Below are 19,872 nucleotides of genomic sequence, written 5' to 3'. Positions count from 1 at the left end.
GTTTGAAAGCAGCGGGATGGGGGACGCATGGGAGAGGTCGGAATAAATTTTTGTCGGGCAATGTCAGGGCTCCTCTTGCTTGTCTTCCTCGCCGGCTGTGCCACGCAGCGCGCGGAGGTTGCAACGCCGCCCGTTACTGCGTCGCCGGCGTTGCAAAACACCCCGACCGTTCGGTCCCGCCAGAGTTCTGGAGCCTTCGACCTCCTCTACGTTACCGACCGGGCACCTGTAACTGCATCGGACAGCACGTTGTCTTACGGTGCCGAAAGAGCCATGTTCTTGAGCTTCGGATCGGTGTCGGTCACCCCGACCCGCAACTCTCCCACAAGTGAATTGCGTGTCGGCGTGATTTCCGGGACCGGGCAGTTTCCAGCGACACCTTACGGCGTCGTGGCGACCGCGAACGGACTACACCGCACGCCGAGGGCAGTCGCGGCCCATGACCAGGCTGCCGCATCGCTGCAGGCCGACGTCGCTCGTCGTCTCGCAACAGCCGATCGTAAGGAAGTCGTGGTTTTTATTCACGGATACGGCAACAGCTTCGACGACGCCGCGCGCGCCACAGGCGAGATTTGCCGGTCGCTGCAGAACCAGTTTGCCTGCATTGTCCTGACATGGCCTGCCGGGGGCTCCGGCGGCTTTTTCTTTGGCTACAACATCGACCGCGAGTCGAGCGAGTTTGCAGTCGCGGACTTCAAGAAAGCCATCCGCATCATCGCCGAAGCTAAGGGTGTCGAGCGGCTTCACCTCCTGGCGCATAGCCGCGGAACCGATGTACTCGCGAGTGTGGTGCAGCAACTCGCCATTGAAGCCTATGTCAGCCGATCCTCGCTTTGGCAGCGCTACAAGATCGCGAACGCGGTGTTTTTCGCTCCCGATATTGATCTCGATGTGGCTTCTTCCAAGTTGTTCGCGTGGGTATCGGACCCAGACCTTGCCTTCGGCAGCAAATCAAGTCCAAGCAGGTTCCCGCCTCAAGGCGCCATGCATCTCACGGTTTATTCGTCTCCCAGCGACAAGGCGTTGAGGGCATCAACACTGCTCTTCGGCAGCGCCTTGCGGCTGGGGCAGCTCGCAGTCGGCAGGCTTCCCAAAGACAGGAGCCAGGCGGCGTCCAAATGGGCAGGGTCTCAGATGGGAAGGCTGGTCGATTTCGTCGAGTTTTCAGGCGGCGGCTTCATCGGCCACAGCTATTTCTTGTCCGATCCGGCTGTTAAAGCGGACTTGGTTGCACTGATCCGCGACAGAGTGAAGGCTGGCGACCCCCGCCGCCAACTCGTCGAAATCAAACGTCCTTTCTGGCGAATATCGGATGTCCGGCAGGCTTTGCGATGATTGATCGTTGCACCTTTGTTAACCATGCAGCCGCAGCCCTCTGCGGGACAATCTTACCTGCGAGTATCGGCTGGCGGCGGCTGATTTAATCAAACCGGCGGCCTTGTCCCAAAGGAATTGACCGCAATAGTAACCTCGTCGTACCGGTTGAAATATTCAAGAGGGAGACGACATGAATAAATCCGGGCGCTTGAGCATCCGGATTTATATTAGGATAGCAACGGTCATCTGGACTGTTGGCAACGTTCAAGCATCGACTTCCAGGACGAGTTCGAGCTCGATGGGCAGACCGAGCGGCAGACTCGCGACGCCAAGCACGATCCGGCCCGAAAGCTTTTCCTCTCCAAAGACGTTGACCAGCATCTCGGATGCTCCATCCGCTACTATCGGATGCTCCCTGAAATCCCCCGCGGTCGCGATGTAAACGCCAAGCTTTACGACTCTGCTGACCTTGTCGAGAGAGCCCAGATATTCTCTTACCGCCGATAGAGCGTTGAGGCTTGCCACTTCGGCAGCCTGGCGGCCCTGCTCGACCGTGAGTTCAACGCCAACGCGTCCGACGAAGGGAGTTTCACGACCTGCGACGGCCAACATGCCGCTCAGGTAGACGAGGTTGCCGATCGTCACCGCTTCGACGTAAGCACCAAGCGGTGTCGGCGGCGGGGGAAGCGTGATGCCGAGCTCCTGCAGCCGCGGTTCTGCGCCGGCCACGGGCGCTTTCGCATGGTCTACCATTTCCCCAAATGTGCGCCACCGTCAACGTGCAGCACCTCCCCGGTTACATGTGGCGCTTCGATCAGGAAAACGACTGCGTCGACAATTTCCTGGACATTGGAAATACTCGCCATCGGCGACAGCGTCCTCAGGAATTCCTTCGGATTGTCCCTGTGCAAGGGTGTGTCGACCACGCCGGGAGCGACTGTGTTGACCCGGATCCCATCCCTCGCATATTCCATCGCGAGATTTTTGGAGATCGCGTCGACTCCGCCCTTGGTCATCATCGGGACCGAAGCGGTGAGGCCAGCGATCGGATGATCGATTAGCGGCGTCGTGATGCTGACGATACTGCCGCCGGACTTCTGCGCCAACATTTGTTTCACAACAAGCTGGGTGAGGTGGATGAAGCCTTCGAGATTTGTCGAGGACAATCTTTTGAAGTCGGCCACTGTATAATCAAGGAATGGCTTAGTGAAGAAAATACCGGCGTTGTTTACGAGAGCATCGATCGTCCCGAACCGGTCCATGGCGGTTTCTGCCACTTTTGTTGCCGTTTCAGGATCGCCGATATCGCCATCGACCAGCGCCAGCTGACTTGAGGCTCGAAAAGCATCCGAAGCACTGACCTGGCGAGATGTCGCGACAACATTGTAGCCGCGATCGACGAAGGCGTTAACGAGGCCTGCTCCGATACCTTGCGAGGCTCCCGTAATGACAACAGTCTTTCGTGTTTGCATTTTGATCTCCATTGGATTGCGCAGCATTGTGCTTGCTCCCAATGAATATGGCTGACGTTCTATTCCGCGATTAGATGGAAATATCTGGAATCTTTTTTCCATTTATGCAAAAATCAAATGCATGGTCGATCTCAATGACATCGCGGTTTTCGTGAAGGTTGCGCAATTCCAAAGCTTCAGCCGGGCCGCGCACGCGCTCGGGATGCCAGTGTCTACTGTCAGCCGGAAAGTCTCCGCACTCGAAGATCAGCTCGGTGTCACATTGCTGCAGCGAACGACCCGCAAGCTGACGCTCACCCTCCAGGGCCGTGCCTACTACAATCAATGCGGCGAACCCCTCAGTCACTTGTTTGACGCGGAGCGGGTTCTGACACAGACGCAGAAAGAGCCGGAAGGCCTGCTGAAAATCTCTGTTCCGGTGATCATGGGTCAAGAGCCATTTTATGATTTTCTCTCCGCGTTCCTGAAAACGTACCCACGGATACAGGTCGACCTTTTCGTCACGAACCTATTCCTCGATCTGATTGCAGAGAACGTTGACGTCGGCATTCGTTTCGGTGAACTTCGGGATTCGACAATTGTAACCCAGACAATAGGGAAGAGCGTCCGCTACGTCGTCGCTACTCCAGGCTATCTCGAAGGCCGGTCGCCCCCCGTGAAACCGGAGGATTTGAAAGACCATCAGTGCATTCTGCTCAACGGCCGCAACAACGAGGCGGAATGGCATTTGGTCAACGGACGCAAATCGGTAAAACTGCATGTGTCCGGACCCTTATCAAGCAGGGACTTCCATTCGATAAGTGCTTTTACCTATCTTGGGCATGGGATCGGCCTGCTGCCGTCAACCTATTGCGACGAACGTATCCGACAAGGCAAACTCGTTCGTCTTCTGCCAGACTGGTCATCGCCAGAAATTTTCGTGCACGCCGTCTACCCGACACGACGCTATTTGCCGGCGAAACTGCAGGTCTTCCTCCATGAACTCAAGGCTTGGAAGAGCTCCCTATGGAGTCCGTTGCGCTAACTGCTTTTGGTGCATCGGGAGGTTGGTAATGGCTGGCGTAAAACCGCATCGCTTGAACGACCATGAAGATGTATCGATTCGTGACCGTGGTGGCGTTGCATTGATGAGGACTTGGCGCCGTGGGGTTCGAGAGCGCTCAGGGCGGCATCGAGAGAGCCGTAACCCTGAAATTCGATGATGGACGGACTGGCAATGGGGTTCATGATAGATGAAATGCAAGCCCTTAATGTCGCCCTACCAGGACCGCCTCGGGCCCGGAATGGCATGCAGGCGTGTTTTCTGTTGCGCTATTGGCAGGTGGTACTGGCAGCACCATTCGCGGGGCCACTGGATCAACGGACGTGACAAAAGTTCGTCAACCAAAAGAATAGCCAGCGCCGCGTACAGTCCGGATCGGATCGATCGAGCGGCCAATATTGATAGCCTTGCGCAAGCGGCCGACATGCACGTCAACGGTTCGGTCATCGACATAGATATCAGCGCCCCACACATTGTCGAGCAGCTGGCCACGAGAGAACACGCGTCCCGGAGACTGCATCAGGAATTCCAGGAGGCGGAATTCAGTCGGCCCAAGCTTCAATTCGCGTTCCTTGCGGAATACCCGGTGTTGTTCGCGGTCCAGCTTCAGGTCACCAAAGCTCAGCACATGCGACAACAGGCTCGGATTGACCCGCCGCAACATGGATTTGATCCGAGCAAGAAGTTCCGGCGTCGAAAATGGTTTGACCATGTAATCGTCGGCTCCCGTAGAGAGCCCCCGGACACGTTCACTCTCCTCGCCGCGCGCCGTCAGCATGATGATCGGCAGGATTTCCGTTTCGCGACGTGCGCGGAGGCGCCGGCAGAGCTCGATTCCCGAAAGGCCGGGCAGCATCCAGTCGAGGATCAGAAGGTCCGGCACCTTTTCCCGCAAGGCAATTTCCGCTTCATCGCCGCGCGTGATCGTCTCAACAACATAGCCTTCAGCTTCAAGATTGTACCGGAGAAGAACGCTCAAAGCTTCCTCGTCCTCCACAACGGTGATTTTGGGGGCTATCGCCATGGCTCATTTATCCTGGATTACGGTTGTCTGGCTTCATCGACAACGATGCTGTGGGTCTGGTCTTCCTTCGGCCGCTCGGCCGGCAGTTGTGAGCCGGTGACGATGTAATATACCGTTTCGGCGATGTTGGTCGCATGGTCGCCAATCCGCTCGATATTCTTGGCGCAGAACAGAAGATGCGTGCAGGCCGAGATATTGCGCGGATCCTCCATCATATATGTCAGGAGCTCGCGAAAAAGCGAAGTATACAGCGCATCGATTTCGTCATCCCGCTCGCGCACAATGTTTACCTGCTGTACCGAGCGCGTCGCGTAGGCGTCGAGCACGTCCTTCAGCTGCGTCAGTGCCAGTTCCGCAATGGTTTGCAAGCCGCGATAGACCGACAATGTCTGGCGGGTATCGGTAACGGCAACGACGCGCTTGGCGATGTTCTTGCCAAGGTCGCCGATGCGTTCGAGATCGGAGGAAATGCGGATCGTGCCTATGACTTCACGCAGATCGATCGCCATTGGTTGGCGCTTGCCGATGATGGTAATGGCTTTTTCGTCAATCTCGCGCTGGCCGGCATCAAGAATAAGATCGTCCGAAATCACGCGCTGTGCCAGCGCGTTGTCGGAATTGACCATGGCCGTAACTGCCTGTTCAACCATACGCTCTGCATGACCGCCCATCTCCGCGATCTTGTGCGCCAGGAACTTCAGTTCTTCGTCGTAGGAACGGACGGTGTGCTGTGCTGTATGTTCTGTCATGTCCATATCCTCGTTTCAGGGATCAACCAAAGCGCCCGGTAATATAGTCCTGCGTCCGCTTTTCCGACGGGCTGGTGAACATCATTTCCGTGTCGCCCACCTCAACCAGATTGCCGAGATGGAACATCGCTGTCCGCTGCGAAACGCGGGCGGCCTGCTGCATCGAATGCGTAACGATGACGATCGTGTAGTTCTCGCGCAGTTCGTCGATCAATTCCTCCACCTTGGCAGTGGCAATTGGATCCAGCGCGGAGCACGGCTCATCCATCAGGATGACTTCGGGGCTAACGGCGATGGCGCGGGCAATGCACAGGCGTTGCTGCTGGCCGCCGGAAAGGCTCGTTCCCGAGTCATGCAAGCGGTCCTTGACCTCAGTGAAAAGCCCTGCTCGCTGCAGACTTTTTTCAACGATCTCATCGAGGTGGCCCTTGCCCTTGACCAGACCATGAATCCGCGGGCCGTAAGCAACGTTTTCATAGATGGATTTCGGAAAAGGATTAGGCTTCTGGAACACCATCCCGATTCGCGCACGCAACTGAACGACGTCGATTTTCGGATCGTAAATATCACGATTGTCGAGAGTGATGTCGCCCGTAATGCGGCAGATCGAAATCGTATCGTTCATACGGTTCAAACAGCGGAGGAAAGTGGACTTGCCGCAGCCCGAGGGTCCGATCAATGCCGTGACTTCATTTTCCCTGATGTCAAGGTTGACATCGAACAGGGCCTGCTTCGCGCCGTAAAATACGGATACGTTTTTACCGCGCATCTTGATGTTGGTCTGATCAGGGGTGCCGTACAATTTCTTTTCCACATCAACTTCAGTGAGCATGTTCATGTCCTTATACCTCGTTTACCAACGACGTTCGAAGCGTCGACGTAGCATGATCGCTGAAGCGTTCATGATGAAGAGAAATGCCAGCAGTACCAGGATCGCGGCGGCTGTTTTGGCCTGGAAGGCAACTTCCGGAAGATCAGACCATAGATAGATCTGAACTGGAAGCACCGTCGACGCTTCTGTAATACCTCCCGGTATGTCAACGATGAAGGCAACCATGCCGATCATCAACAGCGGAGCGGTTTCACCGAGAGCATGCGCCATGCCGATGATGGTGCCTGTCATGATACCTGGCATGGCCAAGGGCAACACGTGGTGGAAGATGGCCTGCTGGTGTGATGCTCCGACACCAAGGGCTGCTTCTTTGATGGATGGCGGAACAGCTCTCAGGGCAGCGCGCGAGGCGATAATTATTGTCGGCAGGACAAGCAAGGCCAGCACCAGACCGCCTACCAACGGCGCGGATCTTGGGAGACCGAAAAAGTTCAGGAACATTGCCAATCCGAGCAAACCGAAGACGATCGATGGAACAGCCGCAAGATTGTTGATGTTGATTTCGATGACTTCGGTGATCCGGTTTTTAGGCGCGAACTCTTCCAGGTAAATCGCCGCGCCGACGCCGAGTGGCAAACAAAGGATCAATGTGACGGCGAGCGTCCACAATGTTCCGGTCAAAGCGCCCCGGATACCGGCAAGCTCGGGTTCACGGGAATCACCAGATGTGAAGAACCGTGTGGCGAAGGCCTTTTCGAGCGTCCCCGTTGCTTTCAATTGCTCGAGCCAAGTGGCCGATTGATCCTGGACTCGCCGGTTGGACTCCGGTGTCTCGAGCGTCAGGATCGACCACGTTCCGGCATTCGCCGGCTCCGTGCTTGTCGGCGTGATCATTTTCAGACCATCAATTCCGGCGGGACTAATCTGCGTTGCCTTGATGGTACCACCGTTCACGTTGACGAGCAGACTGGGCAACCGCTGGTCGAGTTCGATTGCGGTGTTGGCGTCTGTGATCCGCGCGTTCAGCGTATTGGCTTCAGATTTGAGGGTTTCAATCTGCCCGCTCAATGCAGCGGCTGCATCACCCGCCAAACCGGGCAAAGATCGTTCAAGGCGCGCTATTTCACTTCGCAGACTGTCAAGCCGTTCGAATAGGAACGCCTGAATTTCCTTGAAAGCCTTGGCGAAGTCATCACCGGATGACCGTAAGGAATAAACATCGCCGTTGATGGTCTGGGTTAGTGTGCCGTCGCCTTTGAGGTTCGTTTCGGCCGTTTGATACCCCTTGAGATATTGATCGGCGTCATCGGAAAGCAGCACGGGAACAGTCACTTCCTGGCCAATCAACGAAGGATTGCTGACGATCATGCGGCGGAAATCATCCGAAGCACCGGAACTCAAAAGGCCGTTGAGGGCCCGCCGGTCAGCACGCGTCGTTACGTCGGGAAACTGTGCCGCCAGAGCGTCGCGAATAATCTTGTCGTAGTTGCCGGCCAGGAGTGCCGTGCGATCGCCGGTCTTTTGAGGGTCCAATGCGGCTTGATCGGCAATCACCTTCAAGTCAATGCGGTGCTCGGAGAACGCAGGAATTCCTTTCAGCAGGATGTCGATAAGGACAACGGAAAGAAAGATCGCAGTTACGACAATCGCGGCGATGCCATAGAACTTGAAACGGCGCTCTGCACGATACCGCTTCTTGATCAGCGCGTCGCGCGGATCGGCGGTGACGACAATGTCGGACGATGAGGTGATGTCAGTCATATTGTTCCCGATATCTCTTGACGATCTGGAGCGCGATGAAATTGAGCACAAGTGTGAAGAAGAAGAGCACAAAACCGAGTGCGAAGGCGGAGAGCGTCTTGGCGCTGTCGAACTCCTGATCACCGACCAGGATTGTCTTGATCTGCACGGTAAAGGTTGTGACCGCTTCCAATGGATTGAATGTCAGGTTGGCGGCAAGACCTGCCGCCATGACGACGATCATGGTTTCACCAACGGCACGCGATATGGCCAGCATGAAGGCCGATACGATGCCGGGCAGCGCGGCAGGCAGCACCACTTTCTTGATCGTCTCCGATTTCGTGGCACCCATGGCATAGGAGCCGTCCCGCAGGGCCTGGGGAACGGCATTGATGACGTCATCGGAAAGCGACGAGACGAACGGAATGATCATCATGCCCATGACCAGCCCTGCGGCAAGCGCCGATTCCGACGCCACATTCAAGCCCACCATTTCCCCCCACCCGCGGATGAATGGCGCGACTGTCAGGGCTGCAAAAAAACCAAGGACCACTGTTGGAACGCCGGCAAGGATTTCCAGAATGGGTTTGGTGATGCCACGCACCCGCGGACTTGCATACTCAGCCATGTAGATGGCGGCAAAAAGTCCCAATGGGCCCGCCACAGCGATCGCAATCACCGTAATCAACAAAGTACCGGTGACGAGCGGCACAATACCAAATGCGCCTGACGAACCAACCTGATCAGCGCGAATGGCGGTCTGCGGCGACCATTGAAGTCCAAACAGGAAGTCGATCGGAGAAACCTTTGAAAAGAAATGGATCGTTTCAAAAAGCACCGAAAATACAATGCCAACGGTGGTGAGCACTGCGATTGCAGAGCATGCAAGCAACACATATTTGACCAATCGCTCGACACTGTTGCGAGCGCGGAATTCCGGGCCAATCAGGCGGAAGCCGGACATAGCGGCAAGCAGTGCGGCGACGACGCCGGCAATCAGCAGCGACCAATGAGCAAAATTCGAGGCCTGTGCATATGCGGATGCACCCGCGGTCAATTCGGGTGCCGCAGTTCCGGAATAATTGCCCGCCAGGACGGATTGGATGTCACGAAGGATTGCGCTGCGTCCCAATCCCTCGGAAACCGTCGCGGGGTCGAAACCCTTCAGCGCCGTAGCTTCCACGTATCGCTCGGCAAGCGGAGCGCCCACGGCAAATATGAGAAGCATTGGCAGAAACACCAATGCCGCCAGGAAAAGCCCGTGGTACGACGGTAGCGAGTGGAGCGCGGATGGATCAGCACCTGCAAGGGATGATGCTCTTTGCCGTCCCACCAAAAACCACGTGAGGGTAAATAGCGCAAGTATCAGGAAATATGCTGTGGTCATGGTCGCGCCAATCTCGGTCTTTGCCCATTAGCTTCATGCGAGAACGGGGCAGCCGGAGTTTACGTCCGGCTACCCCGTTTCGTAGCGAGCTTATTTCAGCTCATCGCCCTTCATCGGCTCCAAGGCGTTTACAGCCTTGGCAACTTCCGCATGCTTCTCTGCCGGCAGAGGAACGAGGCCCTTATCGGAAAGGTAACCCTCGTCGCCCGTCGCAGCATCAGAAACATATTCGAATGCGAACTTATCCAGACCCGGAACAACGCCAACATGGGCCTTCTTCAGGTACACAAAGAGCTCACGCGAAGGCTTGTAGGAACCGTCGGCGATCGTTTCGAAAGAGGGTGCAACGCCGTCAATTGGAACGCCGGACAACTTCGAAACATTCTCTTCGAGGAACGAGTAGCCAAAAACGCCGAATGACTTTGGATTTGCTTCGAGCTTTTGAACAATGACGTTGTCGTTTTCGCCGGCTTCAACGTAAGCGCCGTCTTCACGAACCGACTTCCACACGGTTTCAAATGCCTTCGCATCTTTCTCTTTCAGGGCCTTCAGTGCAGGGATTTCACCGGCACCGACTTCCATGAACAACTCATGCATCGAGTCCCGTGTGCCCGATGTCGGAGGAGGTCCAAGAACTTCGATCTTTTCGTTCGGAAGCGACGCGTCGATGTCCGACCAGTTCTTGTATGGGTTCGGGATCAGCTTGCCGTCAGCATCCGGGACCTGTTTGGCCAATGCCAGGAAGAGGTTCTTGCGGGTGATCTTCATCTGAAGGCCAGCCTTGGCTTGAGCAAAAGTCAAACCGTCATAGCCGATCAGGATTTCGACGATATCCTTGACACCATTCTTCGTGCAATCCGCCCATTCGCCCTTCTTCATGCGACGCGAGGCATTGGTTGCGTCAGGATGGCTTTCACCAACGCCGGCGCAGAACAGCTTCATGCCGCCGCCTGTTCCAGTTGATTCAACCACCGGTGTTTTCATGCCAGAGGTCTTGCCGAAATTTTCAGCCACAGCTGTGGTGAATGGATATACGGTCGACGACCCGACGATACGGATCTGATCCCGAGCCGCGGCTGAACCGAGGGAAGCTGCGATCGCGATCGCAGCAACGGCAGCCGTAGTGAGAAGCTTGGTCATAGTCATTACTCCCGTTAGAAATCTTTTGAAGTAAGCGCTATCTACAGAGCTTTTATTACAGTGATGTGACACTGATATTACGGTTTGATCACAAACGTTTCCTCGCAGCGCTTCTACCTGTAACGAATTGAAATTGCATATTAAATGCAAAACATATGTCGGATAAACCAGCAAGCTGCCCATAATCAATTTGCAAACCTTCAACGATTTCAATTACATCCTGCGGCAGCATTGACGCACCACCGGCAATGGCCAGCGGGAAATGCCGTCCCTGCATAGCCCTTATCGAGCATTTGCGGTCCTGGCCGTAGCGCCACAACGCCCTCCCCCCGCCACGCCCTCATTCTCTGAGTCTGGCCATTGAGTGGTTGGGGAAGACGGGCGGTCGCCGAAGCGCGTCTTGGTAGAAGTAGTAATGCGATCCGAAGACCGCCCGTCCGGCGACTTTTCATCCCGTCCGTTCCGCTTGGGAGGCTTCGGCACCGGGGAAGGCCATTTGCGGCATTCCATGCGTCACCTACGTGCCCCTTAGAGTGCTCGTCCAGCACGCGCCGGTCCTAGTACCGGCTGGGGAACCCTTGGACAGAACCTCCCCGGACAGCGGGTCCGTTCCCCGCCATCGGAGGCGCCGGTCCTTTCCCCGCTTCGAACGGCTCCGGAAGCAGTTCCCCAGGTTTGGAGGTGTTGGATAAACAGCCACAATTATTTTGGCGGACCGCGCATTTACCGTATCGTAGCGGTATATTCCCGCCGGTCCCATTTCCGGCACTGGGACAAATGCCTATCGTTGCGAGCGTGAAACGGATCTCGGAGTTACCTCGATGAAAAACAAATTCAGCAAGGTCATGTTTTTGAGTGGCGTCGCCGGCCTGTGCATGACCACCAGCGCCATGACTGCATCCATCAAGGAGCTGCAGGGTGCATGGACCATGGATGGAACAAAATGCGCGGATACGTTTAAAAAAGTCGGCGACAAGATCGACTTCAAGGATCGGACCGCATCGACATCGACCGGATTGCTTGTCACGGGAAGCCGGATTGCCGGACCGAATGCGGTATGCACGACGCAGAGTGTACGCAAACAGAAGGACCGTCTTGCCGCAAATCTGAATTGCGTCGACTCCATGATGGAAAACAGCCAGACGGTGACATTCAAGATCGTTGACAGCCAGACGTTCGAGCGCTTCGACCCGTTTGGGGACAACATGTATATCACCTATCACAAGTGCGACATGTGAGTATCAAATGGACCTGGCGTCCGTCAGTAACGGCGGACCATTCTGGCGCGTCGGCGCGTCAGAAATGCATGACGGCGCCGAAGATCGGAGATCCTTTCGTTGAACTGATAGCCTATGCCGCCCGCAACATCCCAGTCGACGTCGACATCAGCGGCGCCTCCCCCAGTTCTGAGTATCCCGATCAATCCTCGACAGGCTCCCACGTCCGATCCGGATTGAACGACCTTATCTCTTTAACCGCCTTGCCGGTACCGGGCCCCAGGTCTTTTTCATACAAGGTACCATGATGACTGACGACGAATGTCATGACGCCGGTCTCGCCATAAATCGCAGGCCAGGCGATCAGCGCGTGTCCTGCGATCATGTTGCCGTTGATGACGAAATCATATTTGCCGCCCGCGATATTGTTGCCCTGAGCCCTGAGGACGCGGTAGCGATAACCGAAATAGCCGCGGTCCGAACCTGCCGCCGCTTCGATCTTTGAAGCGTCTCCAAAACCGCCTGCCGGGCTTTCCTCGCCGCCTGCGGACTTCCAGTAGAGACCGTTCTGCTTGCCCTCATCGCTGATAATCTTCTGGGCGAATTCAAGGACGCTGTCACCGTCGTGATCGTCCTTGGCGTAGGCAACCTGGGCGAGGATGTAATTGCGGCAGGTCTGGATCGCTTCAATTTCATTTTCACCGATACGCCGCGCCAGAACTTCCTCGAGGCCCTTGAGCGTATCGAACTGCCAGCCTGTATCGCGCTTGACCAAAGGAAATGGAAATGGCCAGGCGAGATTGCCAAGGATGATTTCCTTGACACCATCCTCGCGGCCCCGGATTTCCGCGCGCTCCTTGGCAGCTTTCTGAAGGTCGGTGAGCCGCTCGTCGAAATCATCCGACTTCTTGGCCTCTTCGGCCTTGAGACCAAGAATCTTCGCCAAGTGATCAATGTCCTTCGCTTCAAGATCCTTTTTCAGCGCATCCACTGCCTCGCCCGGCTCCATGAATGTTTCCGGCTCTGGACCGACGAAGCGCTGGAGCGACGGTTCTGCCGCGAATGTGGACAACGATGCCGCCAGGGACAGGAGCGCAGAGGCCAGCAATATTTTCGGAGTTGTGCCGTACATTTTGAGATCCCTTCGAAAGGAAAGTCCGATTGGCCATCCGGTCAGCGGTGGAAGCGACCGCCGCCGCCCTGGGAGCGTGCTCCGCCTCCACCACCCTGGAACCTTGGTCCACCTCCGCCGCCGCCCAGACTGACGTTACCGCGCTGGGACGAGAAGCGGGCATCGCGACCGGAGCCGTAACTGCCGAGCGCGCCCGGTTGCCCGGGACGGCTATCAACGCGGCCAGCCGGTTTTTGACTTGGCCGTCCGGGACGGGTTGTGCTGGCATCATTCAGGCTCTGACGATTGGCAGTTGCATTCTGCCCGATGTTACGATTGGCCGGCCGATTTGCGCCCTGAGCCGGAAGTTGGTTTGCGAGGTTGCCGCCGCCGGTTGTCAACTGGTTTTGCACATCGCGGCGCACGTCGCCGCTCTGGATTCTCGATCCAGCGCCGGCAAGACCGCTAAGGTTTCCGATCTGGCCGTTGTTCCGCAGATCAAGGCGATTTCCCTTGTTCTCGCGAAGGGTGTTTGCGATCGAAGCGCTGTCAAAGTTGAGCTTGCTGCTGTCAAAGTTCAGGTTGTTGATGTTGTTCTTGTCGAATTGGAAGTCGTTGCGATTAAAACTATTGACGTTGATGTCGACGTCGTTGCCTCCCCAGGCCTGCCAGTTATCCCAGTCAACAGCGGCACCAAAGGCCACACCGGTAACAAAGCCGGCCCAATAGGGCGCGTAGGGGTAGTAGTAGGAAGGATACGGGTCGCCATAGACGATCGGCGCCGTCGCCACATATGTCGAACTGGTCAGAATAACCGGATCATAAACAGGGACATAGGTCACTTCTTTTTTTGCCGGGCGGATGATGACATTGTCGTTCTTCGTCTCGACGATAACTTTATCATCCAACTTGATCACGCCATTGGCTACGGCCTTGTCACGTAACTCCTGGATAGCCACCAGCACGTCCTTTTGCTGATTGACGACCGCTTCTCCCAGTTCTTCAGTCCAGTCGAGATCGTCATTCATCATGGTCAGGACTGTGGGATAGTTGAGAAGCGATACGACGCTGCCATCCCACGAAGGATCCGGTTTCGCGTCGGGCTTGGTTTTGCTCTGGTCCAGAAATCTTGCGGCCTGCACGATCTGTAGCGGGTTGAGGCTGCCCGACAGCACCAGCGCAACGAGGTCATCGGGATAGAGGGCGACACGTGCAACAAGCGTCTGCAGCTCAGTGGAAGTAAGTCGTTTGGGCGCCTCGGCTGCTGGTGCCGTTGTAGCGGCCGGCGCAGCCGCATTCTGGGCTGCTGCATATTGGATTCCTGATCCGGAAAGGAACATCAGCGCGGCTGATGCAACGAGCGCGATCGTCTTTCGGTGCCATGACATTCCGGCATCTCCTCATCGGCCTTCCGCATCGGCGGATTCTTGTTTTATGTTGTGCCAGTGTAGCTTACGGCATTATGTTCAGGCCTTTTCCAGCGAGAGGACAGTTCCTGCCTGATCGATCAGACAAGTCGAACGCTGTCCCTTGGCTTCAAGGATGATCTGATACTTTCCACCGTCGAGCACACTCGAACTTACCGGGAGAACCGAAGCGTGATCTGCTCCGAATTTTGTCGACGCCGCCGTTGCGCAAGCAAGTTGCAGGTCGGCCGGTGCCGTCTGCATCGTATTACGCGTCATGTTTTCGGGCGCTGGGCTCGATTGGCATCCCGCAAGGGCCACCGAACCTGCCGCAAAAACGAAGGGCAGTATTGTTTTCAAGATCCACACCGATTTGCAAAGCATCGCGTTCCCCCTGCTTTTGCTGCTCAAACACCCTTGTAAAGAGATGCGCCCTGCATGAGCACGATCACTTTTGCGCCCACCTCAATCTGTGAATGCAAGTCGACAATGTCGTCGTTGTTCATTCTGATGCAGCCCGAGGATACATTCAGGCCGATCGACCATGGTTCGGGCGTTCCGTGGATACGGTAAATCGTGTCCTGATCACCCTCGTACAGATAAAGCGCACGCGCGCCCAGCGGGTTGTCGGGGCCTCCGGGCATGCCGCCCGCAAATTTGACAGCGTTCGGATCACGCGCCACCATTTCGGCTGGCGGCGTCCAAGTTGGCCATTCGGCCACCCTGCCCACCCGTACAATGCCTGCCCAACCGAAGCCATCGCGGCCTACACCGATCCCGTAGCGCACCGCCTGCCCTCCACCCTTTACGAGGTAGAGAAAATGCTGGTTGCCGTCGATTATGATGGTTCCCGGCTTTTCAGCAGTCCGGAATACCACGACCTGCCTGCGGAAGGCTTCCGGCACCTGCCCGTTGGCAGCGTAGTATTTGCGGGCTTTCCTGCTGTCGTAACTGACCCAGGTGCGTGTCTTCGCATCATAAATCTGCGTCTTGGGCACTTGCGCCAAACCGATGCTGGCGACGCAAGCGGCCAGAAATCCGGCCAGTGCCATCCCGCCAATGAACTTTGTGCTGAAAGGCAAACGCGAAACCGGCTTCATTGCACTCTCCCCTTCAACCACTTGGCGACGCGGTCACCGTTCTTGGCGACCCAGGATTCCGCGTAGGCAGCGGGCAACTGGCGGTCGACCTCGACAGCATAGCTCATCTCGATGATCTCTTCCGGCGTGAAATCGATACTCTCGAGGAATTTGGTAACCTCGGGTTTCCTGGTCGCCAACGCTTTCGCGTAGGCGATGTGGAAATGCGCCTTGTCCCAAGCCACTGGTGCGCTCGACTTTGACAGCCAATCCGGATCGTCCGCTGGAAGCACGACATGCCATTTGGCGGCATCGTAAGCGGGCTCGTCGAGCTTGACGATGTCGTGCAACTTGAAGACGACATGCGGACTATAGCAGGCGAAAATGATCGGTTTGCCGGTCGCCTCCGCGGCATCGACTGCCGCCATGCCCATTTCCTCCGGCATTTGAAGCAGGCGCATTGTCTTGGCATAGCCATAGCTGCTGGCGCGAATGCGCTCGATCGCCGTCGACGACCAGGTCTCCGCACCAACCCACATTTCACCCTGGCCATCGCCGTCCGTATCAAAGGCAGCGGTCTTTTTCGGGTCGAGGAGGTCGGCTACGGCACGAATGCCAGTTTTTTCGACGGTCTGCCTGGTGGTGCAGATTCCCTGCCATGCGGACACGCCGATATCGGCGATCTGCACCGGCCCATCCTTGCCGGCATACCTGCCCACCAGCGAAGCGAGATTTGGCAGCCAGACCTCAGGATGTATGTCGACCTGTCCGGAGGCGAGGCCGGCAAATGCGGTCATCGTGCCCATCTCCCGCACTTCGACATCCAGACTGAGATCTTTCTTCAGTGCGGACTTGATGATGTTTGCCGTCACTTGGCCCGAGGGCCAATTCGGCATCGCCACGACGAGATCGGCGGCAACCGCAACCCCGGGCAGCAGCAAATATATCATCGACCCCAAGGCTAACAATTGGCCGAGCATTGTCGACCGGAGGCGTCTCACCGGCTTCGCAAGGGAAGGTCCGCAGCTTGGCGGACACAATTCCCGGAACGGTCGTTGCTTCATCTTGGGCGCTCCCGCTGATTTGTTGCGGCATTAACGGGCATCGGCGCCGCAACCGGAAGTACGTAACTGTTAATTTTTGCCGGAACCGCATTTCCGGTGTAGGAGTAATCTGTTCTGCTCTGGCCATCTCGGGGATAAATGAGGAGCATGCCGGACCGACCAAATGCGGGGGCGACTATGACACGAATCCTAATCGCTGACGACCATGAGATCGTCAGGCAAGGCGTCAGGGCGATCCTGTCGAGACGAGATCGTTGGGAGGTCGTGGGCGAGGCAGCCGATGGACGCGATGCGGTGGAACAAGCGCGGGTAACTGAACCAGAAATCGCGATCCTCGACTATGCCCTGCCCTTCATCAACGGGATTGAAGTTGCCCGCCAGATCCGTGTCCACAGCCCCAAGACCGAAGTCCTCATGTTTACCCAACACGATAACGAGGCTTTGTTGCGGAATATTCTCGAAGCTGGCGTCCGGGGATATCTGCTCAAGTCGGATGCGACCTTGTACCTGGTTCAGGCAGTGGAAGCATTGGAACACCATCAGCCATTCTTTACGAAGACGGTATCCGATATCCTGGTGTCCTCGTATCTCGCGAAATCGGATGCCTCGCCGAGCATACTGACGGCGCGGGAAACGGCAGTCGTCAAACTGATTGCGGAGGGACACAGCAACAAGGAAACCGCAGCGATCCTGGGGCTCAGCGAGAAAACGGTTGAAAGCCACCGTTCCGCTTCCATGCGCAAGCTCGACGCCAAATCAACCGCCGCGCTCGTTCGGTATGCGATCAGAAACCGGCTCATTGAAGCATGACCTGTCGAAAAAGCGAAACATGAAGTATCACACTCCAGGACCAACCCCGTCCCTTGGGCTTCCACGCTTCGGCGTACCTGCCCTGTTGTTGTTCGCCCTTGTATTGGGTGGATGCGCCGGCCACGCCAGGGGTGTCATGGCCCCCGTTCTCACCACAGGAGCGACCGGCGGGTCAAAAGTGGACATGCTCGTCGTGACAAGCCGCGTCCCTTCGGATGATCCTGCTACCTTATTTACGGGCGAGCGCAGTCCACGGCCCTATCTGAACGAAATCACTGTTTCGATTCCTTCTGACAAGTATCGCAAGGCCGGCAGCGTCCAGTGGCCCAAGCGGCTGCCGCCGAATCCGGAAACCGAGTTTGCAGTTACCAACGTCAGGCAGCTGAATTCCGTCGAGGATGGCCGGTCCTGGTTCCGGAAGCACACCGTTGGCGGCCATGCTCTGGTTTTCGTCCATGGATTCAACAATCGCTATGAGGATTCCGTGTTTCGCTTTGCCCAAATCGTTCACGATTCCGGCGCGCAAGTGGCTCCAATCCTTTTTACCTGGCCGTCTCGCGCCAGCGTCTTCGATTACAATTACGACAAGGAAAGCACCAACTACTCACGGGTGGCTTTCGAGCAGACGCTGCGTACGCTGGCGAAAGACCCGGACGTCAAGGATATCACGGTCATGGCTCATTCCATGGGGACTTGGCTTGCCGTGGAATCCTTGCGCCAGATGGCAATCCGTGACGGCAGGGTAGCCGCAAAGATTGATAACGTCATTCTCGCATCGCCAGACATTGATGTCGATGTGTTCGCACGCCAATGGACGGAAATGGGCGAGAAACGCCCGCAATTTACTATCTTCGTCTCCCAGGACGACCGGGCACTTGCAGCTTCGCGTTTCATTTCAGGCGACGTGCAACGGCTTGGAGCGATCAATCCGGCGGACGAGCCCTATCGCACCCAGCTTGAAAAAGCCGGCATTACAGTAATCGACCTGACCAAGGTCAAAAGCGGAGACAGGCTCAATCATGGCAAATTCGCGGAAAGCCCGCAGGTCGTACAGCTAATCGGCCAGCGCCTGGTGACCGGGCAGACTTTGACCGATTCGAATGTATCGCTCGGCCAGGGCATAACGGCGGTGGTTGCCGGAACAGTCAGCACGGTTGGAAAGGTAGCCGCTACGACGGTGGCTGCGCCACTGACAGTGCTCGAGCAGCAAAATCAGGCCCCGAAGAAACCCAGCAAACTTGACAGAACTTTGGGAAGCAAGACGCCATCAAGCGAATTGAGCTACTGATTCGTCTATGGTGGACGACCCCAATCACCCCCGGCCCTTTCTCATCGCCCGCGGAGGGCCGTTTTATGACCTGCAACTAAAGGCGAAATTAATTCGCGGCAAGGGTCTCAATCCGGCCGTCCGCGCACTTGTCTTCGTCTCGTTGGCCTGGGGTGTTCCATTGATTCTTAGTGTAGTGGCGGGTACGGCCCTCGGACCACTCGCGGCTCGTCCCTTTCTGCTCGATCCCGGCGCCTGGGCGCGTTTCTTTCTAGCGATCGGCCTCCTCGTTTTGGCGGAAACACAGATTGAAGAGCACCTGCGCGAAAGTGTCCGGCAACTCTTCGACGGGCGGCTCCTCACGCCAAAGTCCCTTGGTCTGGCCAAAGCGGCGGTGGCCAGAGCCCTTCGCCGGCGAAACTCAACGCCGGCCGAACTGATATGTCTGCTGCTGGCACTGCTGGCTTCCGGCGTTCTCTTGATGAATGACCAGAATGGTACATCGTCATCATGGGCGACAACGATCAACGATGCCAGCACATCGCTCAGCCCGGCGGCGTGGTGGTCAATCATCGTCAGCAATACGCTCTTCTGGTTCCTGGTGGGACGTGCTCTGTGGCGGCACATCATATGGTCCCTGCTGTTGCGGGACCTTTCGCGGCTGGAAACCCGGCTCGTCGCCAGTCACCCGGATGGCCATGGTGGTCTTGGGTTCATCGGCAAGTATCCCAACGCGTATGTGCTATTCACGGTTGCCGTGAGTGGCGTCATCTCGGCAGCTGTAACCCACCAGGTCCTGCACGGCACATTCACGGTTTCGGCGCTCAGTACCATCATGGGTTTGTGGCTTGCATTGATATTTGCCTATTTCGGAATTCCGCTCATATGTTTCATGAGATTGCTTTCCGACCTCAAGAAAAGCTCACTGCTGGCTGCCGCGACCCGCGGAACCGAATACCAGCGGCAGGCCGAGCGGAAAACGCTGGGTAGAAATGTGATCGCGGATGAAGGCAACGTAACCGAGGATGAGATTCCGGACCCCGCAAAGTTCTATGAGGCCGCCAAGAAACTCTCCCCAATGCTGGTGACCAGAGCAACGCTCGTCCCGGTATCTGCGGCTGCGCTATTGCCATTTGCGGCGGCCGGCTTCACGCAGCTTCCCGTCAAGGAACTCATTCCGGTTCTCAAACACCTTCTGCTGTTTTGAAACTGGAG

General features: G+C 56.6%; 20 protein-coding genes. 6 read left to right on the top strand and 14 right to left on the bottom strand.

Annotation, left to right across the window (positions count from 1 at the left end):
* Positions 1 to 60 precede the first annotated feature (60 nt).
* Positions 61 to 1,335: an alpha/beta fold hydrolase gene (locus CU103_RS06255; protein WP_245448634.1), complete on the top strand. Its 1,275-nt coding sequence runs from the start codon at positions 61 to 63 to the stop codon at positions 1,333 to 1,335.
* Positions 1,336 to 1,581: 246 nt separating this feature from the next.
* On the opposite strand, the gene CU103_RS06250 is transcribed toward CU103_RS06255, so the two are convergent.
* Together CU103_RS06250 and CU103_RS06245 are read right to left on the bottom strand one after the other, a co-directional pair.
* The gene (locus tag CU103_RS06250) at positions 1,582 to 2,070 is read right to left on the bottom strand and encodes a RidA family protein (protein ID WP_106663047.1); all 489 of its coding nucleotides are present in this window, start codon (positions 2,068 to 2,070) and stop codon (positions 1,582 to 1,584) included.
* Positions 2,064 to 2,789: an SDR family NAD(P)-dependent oxidoreductase gene (locus tag CU103_RS06245; protein ID WP_106663334.1), complete on the bottom strand. Its 726-nt coding sequence runs from the start codon at positions 2,787 to 2,789 to the stop codon at positions 2,064 to 2,066. The genes CU103_RS06250 and CU103_RS06245 overlap by 7 nt, the downstream gene beginning before the upstream one ends.
* Before the next feature lie 121 nt (positions 2,790 to 2,910).
* Between CU103_RS06245 and CU103_RS06240 the strand changes: the two genes are divergently transcribed.
* The gene (locus tag CU103_RS06240; protein WP_106663046.1) at positions 2,911 to 3,813 is read left to right on the top strand and encodes a LysR family transcriptional regulator; all 903 of its coding nucleotides are present in this window, start codon (positions 2,911 to 2,913) and stop codon (positions 3,811 to 3,813) included.
* Positions 3,814 to 4,168: 355 nt separating this feature from the next.
* Here the strand turns inward: CU103_RS06240 and phoB are convergent, their stop codons facing one another.
* From phoB to CU103_RS06205, 7 genes are all read right to left on the bottom strand, one after another.
* Positions 4,169 to 4,855 carry a phosphate regulon transcriptional regulator PhoB gene (phoB, locus tag CU103_RS06235; RefSeq protein ID WP_162707281.1) on the bottom strand — a complete coding sequence of 229 codons (687 nt, stop codon included), beginning with the start codon at positions 4,853 to 4,855 and terminating at the stop codon, positions 4,169 to 4,171.
* 17 nt (positions 4,856 to 4,872) lie between these two features.
* Entirely contained in the window at positions 4,873 to 5,604 is a 732-nt protein-coding gene (gene phoU / locus CU103_RS06230; RefSeq protein WP_106663332.1) for a phosphate signaling complex protein PhoU, read from the bottom strand.
* A 22-nt stretch (positions 5,605 to 5,626) separates the two neighbouring features.
* Positions 5,627 to 6,442, bottom strand: a complete 816-nt coding sequence (pstB, locus tag CU103_RS06225; RefSeq protein WP_106663045.1) for a phosphate ABC transporter ATP-binding protein PstB — start codon at positions 6,440 to 6,442, stop codon at positions 5,627 to 5,629.
* A gap of 15 nt (positions 6,443 to 6,457) precedes the next feature.
* Positions 6,458 to 8,197 carry a phosphate ABC transporter permease PstA gene (pstA, locus tag CU103_RS06220; RefSeq protein WP_106663044.1) on the bottom strand — a complete coding sequence of 580 codons (1,740 nt, stop codon included), beginning with the start codon at positions 8,195 to 8,197 and terminating at the stop codon, positions 6,458 to 6,460.
* Positions 8,190 to 9,563, bottom strand: a complete 1,374-nt coding sequence (gene pstC, locus CU103_RS06215; protein WP_106663043.1) for a phosphate ABC transporter permease subunit PstC — start codon at positions 9,561 to 9,563, stop codon at positions 8,190 to 8,192. Before pstC ends, pstA begins: the two co-directional genes overlap by 8 nt.
* Before the next feature lie 90 nt (positions 9,564 to 9,653).
* Complete coding sequence (locus tag CU103_RS06210) at positions 9,654 to 10,703, bottom strand: substrate-binding domain-containing protein (protein ID WP_106663042.1); 1,050 nt, start codon at positions 10,701 to 10,703, stop codon at positions 9,654 to 9,656.
* 88 nt (positions 10,704 to 10,791) lie between these two features.
* Positions 10,792 to 11,022 carry a hypothetical protein gene (locus CU103_RS06205; protein WP_146147750.1) on the bottom strand — a complete coding sequence of 77 codons (231 nt, stop codon included), beginning with the start codon at positions 11,020 to 11,022 and terminating at the stop codon, positions 10,792 to 10,794.
* A gap of 502 nt (positions 11,023 to 11,524) precedes the next feature.
* On the opposite strand from CU103_RS06205, the gene CU103_RS06200 reads away from it, so the two are divergent.
* Entirely contained in the window at positions 11,525 to 11,941 is a 417-nt protein-coding gene (locus tag CU103_RS06200) for a hypothetical protein (protein ID WP_106663040.1), read from the top strand.
* Between the two features lie 181 nt (positions 11,942 to 12,122).
* Here CU103_RS06200 and CU103_RS06190 read toward each other — a convergent pair whose 3' ends face one another.
* The 5 genes from CU103_RS06190 to CU103_RS06170 all read right to left on the bottom strand — a co-directional run bounded on the left by CU103_RS06190 (position 12,123) and on the right by CU103_RS06170 (position 16,466).
* Positions 12,123 to 13,052, bottom strand: a complete 930-nt coding sequence (locus tag CU103_RS06190; RefSeq protein ID WP_106663038.1) for a DUF2950 family protein — start codon at positions 13,050 to 13,052, stop codon at positions 12,123 to 12,125.
* 41 nt (positions 13,053 to 13,093) lie between these two features.
* Positions 13,094 to 14,419 carry a DUF3300 domain-containing protein gene (locus tag CU103_RS06185; RefSeq protein WP_106663037.1) on the bottom strand — a complete coding sequence of 442 codons (1,326 nt, stop codon included), beginning with the start codon at positions 14,417 to 14,419 and terminating at the stop codon, positions 13,094 to 13,096.
* 78 nt (positions 14,420 to 14,497) lie between these two features.
* Positions 14,498 to 14,797, bottom strand: coding sequence for a hypothetical protein (locus CU103_RS06180; RefSeq protein WP_106663331.1), 300 nt, complete (start codon positions 14,795 to 14,797; stop codon positions 14,498 to 14,500).
* Positions 14,798 to 14,844: 47 nt separating this feature from the next.
* Positions 14,845 to 15,489: a L,D-transpeptidase gene (locus CU103_RS06175; RefSeq protein ID WP_245448657.1), complete on the bottom strand. Its 645-nt coding sequence runs from the start codon at positions 15,487 to 15,489 to the stop codon at positions 14,845 to 14,847.
* A gap of 44 nt (positions 15,490 to 15,533) precedes the next feature.
* The gene (locus CU103_RS06170; RefSeq protein WP_245448633.1) at positions 15,534 to 16,466 is read right to left on the bottom strand and encodes an ABC transporter substrate-binding protein; all 933 of its coding nucleotides are present in this window, start codon (positions 16,464 to 16,466) and stop codon (positions 15,534 to 15,536) included.
* Positions 16,467 to 16,757: 291 nt separating this feature from the next.
* Between CU103_RS06170 and CU103_RS06165 the strand changes: the two genes are divergently transcribed.
* From CU103_RS06165 to CU103_RS06155, 3 genes are read left to right on the top strand one after another with little or no spacing between them, the layout of a single operon-like run.
* Positions 16,758 to 17,390 (top strand): response regulator, encoded by a 633-nt coding sequence (locus tag CU103_RS06165; protein WP_106663034.1) that lies wholly within the window; start codon positions 16,758 to 16,760, stop codon positions 17,388 to 17,390.
* A 19-nt stretch (positions 17,391 to 17,409) separates the two neighbouring features.
* Complete coding sequence (locus CU103_RS06160) at positions 17,410 to 18,678, top strand: alpha/beta hydrolase (RefSeq protein WP_106663033.1); 1,269 nt, start codon at positions 17,410 to 17,412, stop codon at positions 18,676 to 18,678.
* Positions 18,679 to 18,685: 7 nt separating this feature from the next.
* Positions 18,686 to 19,864: a hypothetical protein gene (locus tag CU103_RS06155; RefSeq protein ID WP_106663032.1), complete on the top strand. Its 1,179-nt coding sequence runs from the start codon at positions 18,686 to 18,688 to the stop codon at positions 19,862 to 19,864.
* Positions 19,865 to 19,872: the final 8 nt, after the last annotated feature.

The organism is Phyllobacterium sophorae, from assembly GCF_003010965.1.
In the GTDB taxonomy this organism is placed as follows: domain Bacteria; phylum Pseudomonadota; class Alphaproteobacteria; order Rhizobiales; family Rhizobiaceae; genus Phyllobacterium; species Phyllobacterium sophorae.
Note: the sequence above shows the minus strand (reverse complement) of the source record. Positions and strands in the feature narration are given on the sequence as shown.

Coding starts and splice junctions, on each gene's coding strand:
- CU103_RS06255 (WP_245448634.1), top strand. CDS start 61: ATGTCAGGGCTCCTCTTGCTTGTCTTCCTCGCCGGCTGTGCCACGCAG.
- CU103_RS06250 (WP_106663047.1), bottom strand. CDS start 2,070: ATGGTAGACCATGCGAAAGCGCCCGTGGCCGGCGCAGAACCGCGGCTG.
- CU103_RS06245 (WP_106663334.1), bottom strand. CDS start 2,789: ATGCAAACACGAAAGACTGTTGTCATTACGGGAGCCTCGCAAGGTATC.
- CU103_RS06240 (WP_106663046.1), top strand. CDS start 2,911: ATGGTCGATCTCAATGACATCGCGGTTTTCGTGAAGGTTGCGCAATTC.
- phoB (WP_162707281.1), bottom strand. CDS start 4,855: ATGGCGATAGCCCCCAAAATCACCGTTGTGGAGGACGAGGAAGCTTTG.
- phoU (WP_106663332.1), bottom strand. CDS start 5,604: ATGACAGAACATACAGCACAGCACACCGTCCGTTCCTACGACGAAGAA.
- pstB (WP_106663045.1), bottom strand. CDS start 6,442: ATGAACATGCTCACTGAAGTTGATGTGGAAAAGAAATTGTACGGCACC.
- pstA (WP_106663044.1), bottom strand. CDS start 8,197: ATGACTGACATCACCTCATCGTCCGACATTGTCGTCACCGCCGATCCG.
- pstC (WP_106663043.1), bottom strand. CDS start 9,563: ATGACCACAGCATATTTCCTGATACTTGCGCTATTTACCCTCACGTGG.
- CU103_RS06210 (WP_106663042.1), bottom strand. CDS start 10,703: ATGACCAAGCTTCTCACTACGGCTGCCGTTGCTGCGATCGCGATCGCA.
- CU103_RS06200 (WP_106663040.1), top strand. CDS start 11,525: ATGAAAAACAAATTCAGCAAGGTCATGTTTTTGAGTGGCGTCGCCGGC.
- CU103_RS06190 (WP_106663038.1), bottom strand. CDS start 13,052: ATGTACGGCACAACTCCGAAAATATTGCTGGCCTCTGCGCTCCTGTCC.
- CU103_RS06185 (WP_106663037.1), bottom strand. CDS start 14,419: ATGTCATGGCACCGAAAGACGATCGCGCTCGTTGCATCAGCCGCGCTG.
- CU103_RS06175 (WP_245448657.1), bottom strand. CDS start 15,489: ATGGCACTGGCCGGATTTCTGGCCGCTTGCGTCGCCAGCATCGGTTTG.
- CU103_RS06170 (WP_245448633.1), bottom strand. CDS start 16,466: ATGATATATTTGCTGCTGCCCGGGGTTGCGGTTGCCGCCGATCTCGTC.
- CU103_RS06165 (WP_106663034.1), top strand. CDS start 16,758: ATGACACGAATCCTAATCGCTGACGACCATGAGATCGTCAGGCAAGGC.
- CU103_RS06160 (WP_106663033.1), top strand. CDS start 17,410: ATGAAGTATCACACTCCAGGACCAACCCCGTCCCTTGGGCTTCCACGC.
- CU103_RS06155 (WP_106663032.1), top strand. CDS start 18,686: ATGGTGGACGACCCCAATCACCCCCGGCCCTTTCTCATCGCCCGCGGA.